9 protein-coding genes are annotated in these 12,161 nt (G+C 60.9%); 5 read left to right on the forward strand and 4 right to left on the reverse strand.

Annotated features, from left to right (window positions below; translation table 11 throughout):
• Positions 1-326: 326 nt before the first annotated feature.
• Positions 327-1,001 (reverse strand): phosphoribosylglycinamide formyltransferase, encoded by a 675-nt coding sequence (gene purN, locus ACIPSK_RS21410; RefSeq protein WP_162117175.1) that lies wholly within the window; start codon positions 999-1,001, stop codon positions 327-329.
• Positions 998-2,071 (reverse strand): phosphoribosylformylglycinamidine cyclo-ligase, encoded by a 1,074-nt coding sequence (gene purM / locus ACIPSK_RS21415; protein WP_162117176.1) that lies wholly within the window; start codon positions 2,069-2,071, stop codon positions 998-1,000. The genes purN and purM overlap by 4 nt, the downstream gene beginning before the upstream one ends.
• Positions 2,072-2,317: 246 nt before the next feature.
• On the opposite strand from purM, the gene ACIPSK_RS21420 reads away from it, so the two are divergent.
• The 4 genes from ACIPSK_RS21420 to ppx all read left to right on the forward strand — a co-directional run bounded on the left by ACIPSK_RS21420 (position 2,318) and on the right by ppx (position 7,952).
• The gene (locus tag ACIPSK_RS21420) at positions 2,318-3,442 is read left to right on the forward strand and encodes an AI-2E family transporter (RefSeq protein ID WP_162117177.1); all 1,125 of its coding nucleotides are present in this window, start codon (positions 2,318-2,320) and stop codon (positions 3,440-3,442) included.
• Positions 3,435-4,148 carry a DnaA regulatory inactivator HdaA gene (gene hdaA, locus ACIPSK_RS21425; RefSeq protein WP_162117178.1) on the forward strand — a complete coding sequence of 238 codons (714 nt, stop codon included), beginning with the start codon at positions 3,435-3,437 and terminating at the stop codon, positions 4,146-4,148. The genes ACIPSK_RS21420 and hdaA overlap by 8 nt, the downstream gene beginning before the upstream one ends.
• 66 nt (positions 4,149-4,214) lie before the next feature.
• The gene (locus tag ACIPSK_RS21430) at positions 4,215-6,419 is read left to right on the forward strand and encodes an RNA degradosome polyphosphate kinase (protein ID WP_131640375.1); all 2,205 of its coding nucleotides are present in this window, start codon (positions 4,215-4,217) and stop codon (positions 6,417-6,419) included.
• 12 nt (positions 6,420-6,431) lie between these two features.
• Positions 6,432-7,952: an exopolyphosphatase gene (ppx, locus tag ACIPSK_RS21435; protein ID WP_162117179.1), complete on the forward strand. Its 1,521-nt coding sequence runs from the start codon at positions 6,432-6,434 to the stop codon at positions 7,950-7,952.
• 268 nt (positions 7,953-8,220) lie between these two features.
• On the opposite strand, the gene ACIPSK_RS21440 is transcribed toward ppx, so the two are convergent.
• Both ACIPSK_RS21440 and ACIPSK_RS21445 read right to left on the reverse strand, forming a co-directional pair.
• Positions 8,221-9,579 carry an esterase-like activity of phytase family protein gene (locus ACIPSK_RS21440; RefSeq protein WP_162117180.1) on the reverse strand — a complete coding sequence of 453 codons (1,359 nt, stop codon included), beginning with the start codon at positions 9,577-9,579 and terminating at the stop codon, positions 8,221-8,223.
• A gap of 153 nt (positions 9,580-9,732) precedes the next feature.
• Complete coding sequence (locus ACIPSK_RS21445) at positions 9,733-10,794, reverse strand: adenylate/guanylate cyclase domain-containing protein (RefSeq protein WP_162117181.1); 1,062 nt, start codon at positions 10,792-10,794, stop codon at positions 9,733-9,735.
• Between ACIPSK_RS21445 and ACIPSK_RS21450 the strand changes: the two genes are divergently transcribed.
• Complete coding sequence (locus ACIPSK_RS21450; protein ID WP_246709745.1) at positions 10,793-12,160, forward strand: hypothetical protein; 1,368 nt, start codon at positions 10,793-10,795, stop codon at positions 12,158-12,160. The two genes, ACIPSK_RS21445 and ACIPSK_RS21450, sit on opposite strands and share 2 nt — an antisense overlap.
• The last annotated feature ends 1 nt before the right edge of the window (position 12,161 follow it).

Raw genomic sequence — 12,161 nt, forward strand, 5'->3', positions numbered from 1 at the left:
GTCAAAACCCGCCGGAAGCCGCGCGCGCACTTCCGGCCAATGATCCAAAATCTCAGGACGAATCTTCATCCAAAGCTTGAATCACAACCAGATTCCTTATGTCCAGCGCTAAACCTAGCGCATATGACCCTAGCCCTCTCCCCGTAAACGGGGCGAGGGGACGTGCCATACGACAGGTTGCGGGGAACGGAGAGGTTGCGACATGGTCCCTTCGCCCCGTTTACGGGGAGAGGGTGGCGGCAGCCGGATGAGGGGCGGCCATTCGAACCAGGCGGCAAGCTGGCCGACTTTGTCACCAGTCTGAAGCGCGTCGTGTGGCGATGCGCTTAGGCGCGGTCGCCGATCAGCGAGATCAGTTGAGCCTCGGCTGCTGCGGTCGAGGCCTCCGACGCACCGACGGCCCTGCCGCCTTGCATCGTCACTCGACCTTCGGCAAACAGCCGCAAGGCTTGCGGATAGATCCGGTGTTCGACGGTGAGCACACGCGCGGCAAGGCTTTCGGCCGTGTCGCCGGAAAGAACCGGGACGGCGGCCTGGCCGATCGTCGGTCCCTCGTCCATGCCTTCGGTGACGAAATGCACTGTGCAGCCGGCAATCCGCATGCCGGCGTCGATTGCCCGCTGATGGGTGTGCAGGCCGGGAAATAGTGGCAGCAGGGAAGGGTGGATGTTGAGCATCCGGCCTTCGTAACGCTGGATGAAGGTCGGCGTCAGCAGCCGCATGTAGCCTGCCAGGCAGAGAATGTCGGGCGAAAGCTCGTCGAGAGCCGAAAATATCGCCGCCTCATGCGCGTCCTTGCTGGCATAGTCCTTGCGGGAAAAGGCGAAGGTGGCGATGCCTTCGGCGGCGGCCTTGGCAAGCCCGCCGGCATCCGCCTTGTCGGAGATGACGCCGACGATCTCGGCCGGGTAGTCGGCTGCCTTTGCCGCCGCAACCAGCGCCATCATGTTGGAGCCGCCGCCGGATATGAAGACGACGGCGCGTTTGCGCGGCGAGCTCATATGGCAAGCATGCCCTTGTAGACCGTGCCGGCAGCGCCCTCGTCGCGGGCGATCATGCGGCCGAGCGTGACGACAGTCTCGCCCTCGGCTTCGAGTGCGGCGGAAACCGCCGCAACATTCTCACCGGCGACGACGGCGATCATGCCGACGCCGCAGTTGAAAGTGCGCAGCATTTCCCTGGATTCGACACCGCCCGTCTTGGCGAGCCATGAAAACACCGGCGGCACCTGGACGGCGGCAAGATCGATCTCGGCCGCCAGGTGCTTCGGCAGCACGCGCGGAATATTTTCCGGGAAGCCGCCGCCGGTTATGTGCGCCAGCGCCTTGATGGCACCGGTCTCGCGGATCGCCTTCAGAAGCGGCTTCACATAGATGCGGGTCGGCTCGAGCAGCGCTTCGCCGAGCTTCTTGCCTTCAGCGAACGGCGCCGGTGCATCCCAATCGAGACCGGACAATTCGACGATCTTGCGCACCAGCGAGAAACCGTTGGAATGGACGCCGGAGGAGGCAAGACCGAGGATTATGTCACCCTCGGCAACATCGCCTGATGGCAGGAGCTTGCCGCGTTCGGCAGCCCCGACGGCAAAACCCGCGAGGTCGTAGTCGCCGGAGGAATACATGCCGGGCATTTCGGCCGTCTCGCCGCCGATCAGCGCGCAGCCGGCCTCGCGGCAGCCGGCGGCAATGCCACCGACGATGGCCGCACCCTGGTCGGGGTCGAGCTTGCCGGTCGCGAAATAATCGAGGAAGAACAGCGGCTCGGCGCCCTGCACCACGAGATCGTTGACGCACATGGCGACGAGGTCGATGCCAACGGTGTCGTGATAGTCGGCATCGATCGCGATCTTCAGCTTGGTGCCGACGCCGTCATTGGCGGCGACGAGAACCGGATCGGTAAAGCCTGCCGCCTTGAGATCGAAAAGCCCGCCGAAGCCGCCGATCTCGCCGTCGGCGCCGGGACGGCGGGTCGAGCGCACCGCCGGCTTGATCTTCTCGACGAGGAGGTTGCCGGCATCGATGTCGACGCCCGCATCGCTATATGTCAGGCCGTTTTTCCCAGACTGGCTCATGCTGGTCTCCGATGGCTATTTCAGGCGGCAAACGTGCCGCGTCATCTGCCGGTCGCAATTGCATGACAGGGGCGTTTATGCAAGCGTTGCATGGCAAAAGCCCCCAATTTCCCGCGTCTTTCCTGAGCCTTTGGGGGATTCGCCGCGGCAGGGTTGACCATCTTTGCGCCTGCAGCCTATGTGCTGAATGGCCGCTTCGGATCGGATGCGGCGCCAGGCGGCGGCGAGCGACCAACGGGGAAGGCAATGCCACAGCAAGTCAGTGGAAACATTCTCAAGCGTCAGATATTCTTCTGGCTGGCGGTGCTCGTCTTTTTCATCGTCTTTCTTTATGTCTTCAGCTCGATCCTGCTGCCTTTCATTGCCGGCATGGCGATTGCCTATTTCCTCGATCCGGTGGCCGACCGGCTGGAGCGCCTGGGTCTGAGCCGCATGATGGCGACCATCGGCATTCTCGTCGCCTTCGTTATCGTCTTCGCGCTGGCGCTGATGATCCTCATTCCAGTGCTGATCAGCCAGTTCAACGATTTCGCTCAGCGTCTGCCGGGTTATATCAGCCAATTACAGCAGTTCATCGCGCAGGCGCAAAATTCGCTGCTGCCGGACTGGGTCGAGAACCAGATGGGCACGATCAAGGACAATCTCTCGGGCATCCTGTCGGAGGGCATTGGCTTCCTCACCGGGCTCTTTGCGCAGATCTGGAATTCCGGCAAGGCGATCGTCGACGTCATATCGCTGCTCGTGGTCACCCCCGTCGTCGCCTTCTACATCCTTCTCGATTGGGACCGCATGGTTGCCAAGGTCGACCAATGGGTCCCGCGCGATTACGTCCGCGATGTCCGTCAGATCGCCAAGGAGATCGACCAGGCGATTGCCGGTTTCATCCGCGGCCAGGGCTCGCTCTGCCTCATCCTCGGCATCTATTATGCCGCCGGCCTCTCCCTCGTCGGGCTGAATTTCGGCCTGCTGATCGGTCTCTTCGCCGGCATGATCAGCTTCATTCCCTATGTCGGCTCGATGGTTGGGCTCGTGCTGGCCGTCGGCGTCGCGCTTGTGCAGTTCTGGCCCGATTATCCCTGGATCGGCTTGGTGCTCGTCGTCTTCTTCAGCGGTCAGTTCCTGGAAGGCAACATTCTGCAGCCGAAGCTCGTCGGCTCCAGTGTCGGCCTGCATCCGGTCTGGCTGATGTTTGCGCTCTTTGCCTTTGGCGCGCTCTTCGGTTTCGTCGGGCTTCTGGTCGCCGTGCCGGCTGCCGCTGCCGTCGGCGTCCTTGTTCGTTTCGCGCTTTCACGCTACCTTCAGAGCGATCTTTATTTTGGCGGGTCGCCCAGCGGCCGCGCCCGGAAGACGAAATCAGTTCCCAATGAATGACGTGAAGAACGCTGATCCGAAGCGCAAGGCCGGAGAGCAGCTGCCGCTGGTCTTTTCGCACGATGCCGCAAGCGGGCGCGACGACCTCCTGATCTCGGAGCGTCTCGCCGCCGCCGTTTCGATCGTCGACGCCTGGCCGGCATGGCCATCGCCGGTCGTCGTGCTCGCCGGCCCGGTCGGCTCGGGAAAATCGCATCTCGCCCGCATCTGGCGGGAATTGAGCGACGCCGTCGACATCCATCCCGAGCTTGGCTCGGATGCCGCGGTTGCCGCCGCCGCCGGGCCGGTGCTGTTCGAGGACGCCGACCGCCTCGGTTTCGACGACAACGCGCTCTTTCACGTTATCAACAGCGTGCGCGAAAACGGCACCAGCCTGTTGATCACCAGCCGTCTCTGGCCGATGTCGTGGCCGGTTTTGCTGCCCGATCTGCGCTCGCGCCTGAAAGCAGCGACCGTCGTCGAGATCGGCGAACCCGATGAGGCGCTGTTGTCGCAGGTGATCGTCAAGCTCTTCGCCGACCGGCAGCTTTATATAGATGACAAACTCGTGCTCTATATCGTGAACCGGATGGAGCGGTCGCTGAACGCGGCCCAGACGATCGTCGAAAGGCTTGACCGGCTGGCCCTGTCGCGGGGCACGAAAATCACCCGGTCTCTTGCTGCCGAAGTATTGAATGAATTGGGAAATTCGGAACCGGCCGATTGACTGTCACAGTTCCGTCGTCAAACTGATATAATTGCCTTTGGCGATTGAAAACGGGGTAAGCGGACCATGGACAGCGCAGTCGCAGAACATCAGGAACTCACTCCGGAAATCAACGACAACACCCCTCCGCTGGAAGAGCTGCTCAAGAGCCCCGAGCGCTTCATCAATCGAGAATTCTCCTGGCTGCAGTTCAATCGCCGTGTCCTGGAAGAGACTTTGAATACCGAGCATCCGCTGCTCGAGCGCGTCCGTTTCCTGTCGATTTCCGCCGCCAACCTCGATGAATTCTTCATGGTGCGTGTCGCCGGCCTCGAGGGCCAGGTGCGCCAGAATATCGCCATCCGCAGCCCCGACGGCAAGACGCCGGCCGAGCAGCTCGATTCGATCCTGCAGGAGATCGACCATCTGCAGATGGAGCAGCAGGCCTCGCTCGCGGTGCTGCAACAATATCTCGCCAAGGAAGACATCTTGATCGTGCGCCCCGGCGCCTTGAGCGATGGCGACCGCCAGTGGCTGGCCGCCGAATTCGAACAGGCGATCTTCCCTGTTTTGACGCCGCTATCGATCGATCCGGCCCATCCGTTCCCCTTCATCCCGAATCTCGGCTTCTCGATCGGTCTGCAGCTGGTCAGCAAGAACGGCCGCGAGCCGATGACGGCACTGCTGCGCCTGCCGGTGGCGCTCGACCGCTTCGTCCGCCTGCCGGATGATGGAAACACGATCCGCTACATCACGCTGGAAGATGTCGCCAACATCTTCATCCACCGGCTCTACCCGGGTTACGAGGTGCAGGGCTCCGGTACGTTCCGCGTCATCCGCGACAGCGATATCGAAGTCGAGGAAGAGGCCGAGGATCTCGTCCGCTTCTTCGAAACGGCGCTGAAGCGCCGCCGTCGCGGCAAGGTCATCCGCATCGAGACCGACTCGGAAATGCCGGCCTCGCTGCGCCAGTTCGTCGTCCAGGCGCTGAGTATCCCCGATAATCGCGTCGCCGTTCTGCCGGGTCTTCTGGCGCTGAACACGCTGTCGGAGATCACCAAGGCGCCGCGCGACGATCTGCGTTTTGCCCCCTACAATGCGCGATTTCCCGAGCGCGTCCGCGAGCACGCCGGCGACTGCTTCGCCGCCATCCGCGAAAAGGACATGGTTGTCCATCACCCCTACGAATCTTTCGACGTGGTGGTCCAGTTTCTTCTCCAGGCTGCGCGCGATCCTGACGTCCTGGCGATAAAGCAGACGCTTTACCGCACCTCCAACGACAGCCCGATCGTTCGCGCGCTGATCGATGCCGCCGAAGCCGGCAAGTCGGTGACGGCGCTGGTCGAGCTCAAGGCCCGCTTCGACGAAGAGGCGAACATCCGTTGGGCGCGCGACCTCGAACGTGCCGGCGTCCAGGTCGTCTTCGGTTTCATCGAGCTCAAGACCCACGCCAAGATGTCGCTGGTCGTCCGGCGCGAGGATGGCAAACTGCGCACCTATTGCCATCTTGGCACCGGCAACTATCACCCGATCACCGCGAAGATCTATACCGATCTATCCTACTTCACCTGCAATCCCGTCATCGCCCACGACATGGCGAACATCTTCAACTTCATCACCGGCTACGGTGAGCCGGAACAGGGTATGCAGCTCGCCATCTCGCCCTATACGATGCGCTCGCGCATCCTGCGTCACATCGAGGAAGAGGTCCAGCATGCCAGGAACGGCGCGCCGGCAGCGATCTGGATGAAGATGAATTCGCTTGTCGATCCTGACATCATCGATGCGCTCTATCGCGCCAGCCATGCCGGCGTCGAGATCGATCTCGTCGTGCGCGGCATCTGCTGCCTGCGTCCGCAGGTGCCCGGCCTTTCGGAAAAGATCCGCGTCAAGTCGATTGTCGGCCGCTTCCTCGAACACAGCCGCATCTTCTGCTTCGGCAACGGCCACGGCCTGCCGTCCGACAAGGCGCTGGTTTACATCGGCTCGGCCGACATGATGCCGCGAAACCTCGATCGCCGTGTGGAAACCATGGTTCCATTGACGAATCCGACGGTTCACGAGCAGGTCTTGTCACAGATTATGCTCGGCAACGTGATTGACAATCAACAAAGCTACGAGATATTGCCCGACGGTACGTCGCGACGCATGGAAGTGCGCAGGGGCGAAGAACCGTTCAATGCGCAGCAATATTTCATGACCAATCCGAGCCTGTCAGGCCGTGGTGAAGCTCTGAAGTCCAGTGCGCCGAAGCTGATCGCCGGCCTGCTCGAAGGCCGCAACAACAAGTAAAACTGGACCTAAATGGTTGAATCTGAAGCCCAGGGGCGCCTTCCGGGGATCGCCCCGGTCTCCGTCGTCGATATTGGATCGAATTCCATTCGTCTTGTCGTCTACGAAGGCATGTCCCGTTCGCCGACCGTCCTCTTCAACGAAAAGGTCCTCTGCGGCCTCGGCAAGGGTGTCGCCCTTACCGGCAAGATGGACGAAGACAGCGTCGGCCGGGCTCTGGCGGCGCTGCACCGTTTCAAGGCTCTGTCAGATCAGGCCCGCGCCGCCACCATGTATGTGCTGGCGACGGCGGCCGCGCGCGAGGCGAGCAACGGTCCTGATTTCATCCATCAGGCGGAAACCATCCTCAACCGCAAGGTCCGCGTGCTCTCGGGCGAGGAGGAGGCAAAATTCGCCTCGCTCGGCATCATCAGCGGTTTCTATAATCCTGACGGCATTGCCGGCGATCTCGGCGGCGGCTCGCTGGAGTTGATCGATATCAAGGGCAAAGAGGTCGGCAAGGGCATCACGCTGCCGCTCGGCGGCCTGCGCCTGTCGGAATATGCCGGCGGCTCGCTTTCCAAGGCCCAGACCTTTGCCCGCAAGCAGCTGAAGACGGCAAAACTGTTGTCGAAAGGCGAGGGGCGCACCTTCTACGCCGTCGGCGGCACCTGGCGAAACATTGCCAAGCTGCACATGGAGATCACCCATTATCCGCTTCATATGATGCAGGGTTATGAGGTGTCGTTCGAAGGAATGATGCAGTTCCTCGATCAGGTGGTGACCGCGCGCGACTCCAGGGAGCCGGCGCTGCAGGCCGTTTCCAAGCACCGCCGGTCACTGCTGCCCTTCGGCGCCGTCGCCATGAAGGAAGTGCTGAGCGCGATGATGCCGTCGGTGATTTCCTTCTCGGCGCAGGGTGTGCGCGAGGGATATCTTTATTCGCTGCTGTCGGAGGCCGAGCGCCGCCTGGATCCGCTGCTTGCCGCCGCCGGCGAATTGGCGATCCTGCGTGCCCGTTCGCCGGAGCATGCCCGCGAGCTGGCAGAATGGACCGGCCGCATGATGCCCCTCTTCGGCATCCAGGAAACCGAAGAGGAAAGCCGGTACCGCCAGGCCGCCTGTCTGCTTGCCGACATCAGCTGGCGCGCCCATCCTGACTATCGCGGCCTGCAGGCGCTGAACGTCATCGCCCACTCTTCCTTCGTCGGCATCAGTCATCCCGGCCGCGCCTTCATCGCGCTTTCCAACTATTACCGTTTCGAAGGACTGCATGACGACGGCGCCACGGGCCCGCTGGCGCAGATCGCCACGCCGCAGCTCATCGAGCGCGCCAAGCTGCTCGGCGGCATGCTGCGCGTCGTCTACCTGTTCTCGGCCTCGATGCCCGGCATCGTCAAGAACCTGACCTTCCGCAAATCATCGAGCCCGGACCTCGACCTCGAATTCGTCGTGCCTCCCGAATATCGCGATTTCGCCGGCGAACGCCTGGACGGCCGCCTGCAGCAGCTGTCGAGGCTGACGAACAAGCGGTTGGCATTTCGGTTCGAATAGGTTTGATTTGCGACCGTTGTGCCGGACCAGCCCCCTCTGCCCTGCCGGGCATCTCCCCCACAGGTGGGGAGAGCACAAGTGGCATGACCTTCCCGCATCTTGAACGTCAAGCCGAGCTGAGCCGCTGTTGTTTTGGCGAGTCGTTGCGCCCAGCCAATCTCCCCAGCTGTGGGGGAGATGCCCGGCAGGACAGAGGGGAGCACACACGGCACAGCGTCAACAAAAAGGCGGCGCCCACGCACCGCCCTCTATCTCATATCAACCCAAACTACTTCGCGTTCAGGAACTCGCCGACTTCGAGCAGGCTGAACTCGTTATTGTCGGCCTTGTCGACGGCGCGGCCGGCCGAGAAGGGCAGGTTGTTGTCGTTGCCGATGATGATGTGCGTGGCGTCGACGCGGTCGACGTTTTCGATCGTCACGAACGGCATGTCGTAGACGGCGTCCTTGCCGCCGGCCTTCTTCTTGTTGTCGGGGTCCTGGATGTTCAGCAGGTCGATATAGCCGATCTTGCGGACGGCCTTGCCGACATTGGCGTCGTTGAATTCGATCTTGTAGACCCGCTTCAGCACGGCCGGAGCTTCGAAGCAGTCCGGCTTCGGCTGCTTCGGGTCGGCGCAAGCCTTGTCCGTTGTGCCGGCACCGTTATCGCGCTCGATGACGAGAGCGGTCGTCTCGTCGAGCATGTTGAAGTCGCCGATCGAGACACCCTTGTCTTCGAACGGATAGAGCCAACTGCGGCCGGTCCACTTCTTGGAAGCGACATCGAACTCGATGACGCGGATGGCGGTGTGGCCGTCGATGGTTTCCACCGTGCCGTCATCCTTATAGATGGCGCCTTCGAGCAGGCCGTAGAGCTTGGCGCCGTCCTTCGACATGGCGAGGCCTTCGAAGCCGCCGGAGCGCTTCAGGTTGAAGACCGGCATCTTTGCGGCCGGGTTTGATGGAACCGAGAGAAGCGGATTGTCAGGCGAAAGAACCGGCTTGCCGTCGAGCGTCGTCGGGATGACGTCGGTGAGGCGGCCTGATGTGTCGAACTTCAGGATGTAGGGACCGAATTCGTCGCCGAGCCAGAAGCCGTCGGCAACCGGCTGGATCGATTCGATGTCGAAGTCGGCGCCGGTGAGATAACGCGTGTCGCTGCCTTCAAGCACGATCGGGAACGGGGCGATCTTATTGGGGTCGGAAAGGAAGAGGTTCTTGACGACTTCAGCCTTGTTGCCGGCCCAGTCGAACTTCATCTGGTGCAGGAAGAGCATGGAATCCGACGAGTTGGACTTCGAGCCGAAGCCGTTGTCGGAGAGTGTCCAGAAGGTGCCGTCGGCCATCGTCTTGACGCCCGAAAAACCCTGGATCGGCTGGCCGTCGAAGGGAAGCTTCAGATCGGTGATGCGGGTGCCGTCCTTGCCGGGAACGGTGCCGAGCGCCTCGGTGCGCTTGCGGTCCGGCGTCGTAAACTTGCCGGAATGCTTGAGGAATTCGGGGGCATCGGCCGGTGCCGGAACGACGGTGTTGGCAGGCAGGATCGCCTGGCCGGCGAGCTTGGCCGGGAACTGCTGCTGGTCGGCCGATGCGGAGCCTGCGACCAAGATGAAAAGCGATACGGAAGCAAAAAGGACGTTCTTCATAATATCCCCGTGGAACGGATTGCAAAGGCCTTCCGCTTAGCAGGGCTTCAGTGTCAGCGAATTGACGGTTGGGTGAAGCTTTGGTGACGTACTACAGCGCCGCGCGTCTTTCTCAGACGCGCAAAGGACGCTGTAACATTTTGAATTTACGCATCAGCCGTGCAGAACGACCGCCGGCGTGTTCAGCACGGTGACCGCGCGCGAGGTAAGCGCCATGACGCCGAGCGCCTGGCCGCGTCCCTTCACAGCATGGGTGCCGAGATCCTCGCAGGTGATGTCGTCGGGAAAATTCATGCGCCGGGCAAGCTCGCTGGAGATCAGAACCGATCGGTTCAGACTGCGGCAGAGCGTCTCCAGCCGGGCGGTGGTGTTCACCGTATCGCCGAAATAGCTGATCTTGTGATGGTCGACGCCGATTTCGGCGGTGATGATCTCGCCGCCGTGAAGGGCGGCGCGGAGCTTTGGCACCTGCCCGTAATTTTTCCGCCAGCCGGCGGCATTGGCTTCGATGTCGGCAAGGATATCGAAGATGCAGCGCACACAACGTGCATCCTTGACGCCGCGGGCAAGCGGCCAGGTGATGATCGCCGCATCGCCGACATAGTCGTTGATCATGCCCTTGTGGCGCCTGACGGGCTCGGCGAAGGCCGCAAACAGGGAGTTCAGCAGTTGTTGCGCCCTGAGGTCGCCATGCTTCTCGGCAAAAGCCGTCGAATCGACGAGGTCGATGAACAGGAAGACGCGCTCTTCCTTGACCGGATTGCGGTAGCGGCTGATGAGCATGCTGAGGAAGACTTCACGACCAAGCAGTTCTCGCACGCGCAAGACGAAGATCAGCATCGTGCAGACCGCAAGCGCATACAGGAACACCTCGAACGGCATGATGACGAGGTCGAGGAGCGACGCCGGCTTCAGCATGCCGAGCGACCAGAGCAACAGGCCGGCGCAGGCAAAGCCGATGCTCATCAGGATTTCGTAGATCACCAGTTCGGTGATGATGAAGGCGAAGGTCGGCAGCTTTTGGATGCGTCTATAGAGCGCCCGAAATAGCACCTTGCGCTCGAAGGCGAGAATCGGCATGCCGATGAACAGCGCGAAGATCGCCCCAATAACCGGCGTCTGATTGGAGTAGAACATCAGATCATAGACGACGCCGCTGGCCGCGAGGACGATCGCGATGAGGATCCAATTCTGTGTCGGAGATATTTCCTGCATGCCGCCTCTGCGCCGTGAGTTTTCCCGGCCATTGTTTCAGGCCGGAAAAAACCGTCAAGCGAATTCGAAATTGCAGCGCCGCGCGTCTTTTAGAGGCGGCGGCGCTTGTTCCGAAGCCAATTCGCCGACTTTGTTGGGCCACGTGATTGCCTCTGCAACACCTTGTCAATCTCAGGTCTCCGCCGTATTGCTATCAATAGTTGTGGGCGCCTTCCTGCACAGGAGTATCATGTACAGATTGATAGTTTTCTCAGTGATCACGATCGCGGCTGGCTCCGCACATGCGAGCGGGGTTCCGTTTTTCACCAGTCCTGATGTGCCCGATTATTCCGCAAAGATGATCGTGCGTGATACCTATAATGACGAAGGGGGCCGCCAACGGGTCGTCCAACATCACAACGGCTGGACGCATGTTGAAGAGGACAGACGCGAAGAAACGAACATTTATTACGGACACTTCTTCAAGAATGTTGTTCTGACGGCAACCAGGAAGAATGGTGAGATCTCGTCAATCGAGGTCAGGCAGGTCGAGCCGTCTCAGGACTATAACGGCATCACGGAGGTCAAGGAAACCGATGATGTCGAGGCCATCGGCGGTGAGCAGTGTCGTTGGCGGGAGATTATTCGGAAAATGGATAAGGACGGGTCCGGGCCCGTTTGTTTAACTTGCCTGACCGGCGACGGAATAGAGGTCGCGACGAAAGTACTTTTCTCCAGTCGAGAGGTGATGTCCGAGACGCGGTTGGTTGAACTGCAGCGCGGGCCTGTGTCGGGGGCGGCGGTACGACCACCTATGCAGCTTTTTGAAGCCGGTACCTGGCTCAAACCATTGCCAAGCTATGACGATTACACTCCAAATGCTGGAGACTTTGAGGCGAAGCTGGTCAGCCACAGATCCGAAGAGAGGCTGTTGCGTCATTATCCCTGGTGGCTCCGACAGCGTGACGGCGAGGATGGATCAATCCTGATCACCGTCTGGAACGAACTCGAAGACCAAGGGCTCCAATATTCCGAATCCAAGGGTGAGCGCAGGTTCGAAGCTATCCGCTCCTCCTCGAATCCCGGGCCGTTCTCCAAGAGATTCGACATTGTGTCTGGGATGGTCGACATGAGAAAACAGGATCGGCTGCTTGGCGAAGACTGCGCATGGTATAACCGGACACCGGATTCCGCTGATGCAGGTCTGATGCAATGTCTGACTTCGGACGGTATACCGCTGATTGATGAACACTGGTCCGGCTGGGGTGACGGCGAGATATTCAAAATAGTGGCGTTAACGCGCCGGTCTGTGAGCATGGATGAAATGCAACCACCTCGTGATTACCTCGAGCCTGCTGCCTGGGGATTTATCAGGCCCCAATACTAGA

This window comes from Rhizobium sp. LARHSG275 (assembly GCF_052871115.1).

Bases quoted from the DNA above. Each gene is read 5' to 3' on its own strand.
- purN (WP_162117175.1), bottom strand. From the start codon at position 1,001: ATGAGCTCGCCGCGCAAACGCGCCGTCGTCTTCATATCCGGCGGCGGC.
- ACIPSK_RS21450 (WP_246709745.1), top strand. From the start codon at position 10,793: ATGCCGCCTCTGCGCCGTGAGTTTTCCCGGCCATTGTTTCAGGCCGGA.
- ACIPSK_RS21430 (WP_131640375.1), top strand. From the start codon at position 4,215: ATGGACAGCGCAGTCGCAGAACATCAGGAACTCACTCCGGAAATCAAC.
- hdaA (WP_162117178.1), top strand. From the start codon at position 3,435: ATGAATGACGTGAAGAACGCTGATCCGAAGCGCAAGGCCGGAGAGCAG.
- ACIPSK_RS21420 (WP_162117177.1), top strand. From the start codon at position 2,318: ATGCCACAGCAAGTCAGTGGAAACATTCTCAAGCGTCAGATATTCTTC.
- ACIPSK_RS21445 (WP_162117181.1), bottom strand. From the start codon at position 10,794: ATGCAGGAAATATCTCCGACACAGAATTGGATCCTCATCGCGATCGTC.
- ppx (WP_162117179.1), top strand. From the start codon at position 6,432: ATGGTTGAATCTGAAGCCCAGGGGCGCCTTCCGGGGATCGCCCCGGTC.
- purM (WP_162117176.1), bottom strand. From the start codon at position 2,071: ATGAGCCAGTCTGGGAAAAACGGCCTGACATATAGCGATGCGGGCGTC.
- ACIPSK_RS21440 (WP_162117180.1), bottom strand. From the start codon at position 9,579: ATGAAGAACGTCCTTTTTGCTTCCGTATCGCTTTTCATCTTGGTCGCA.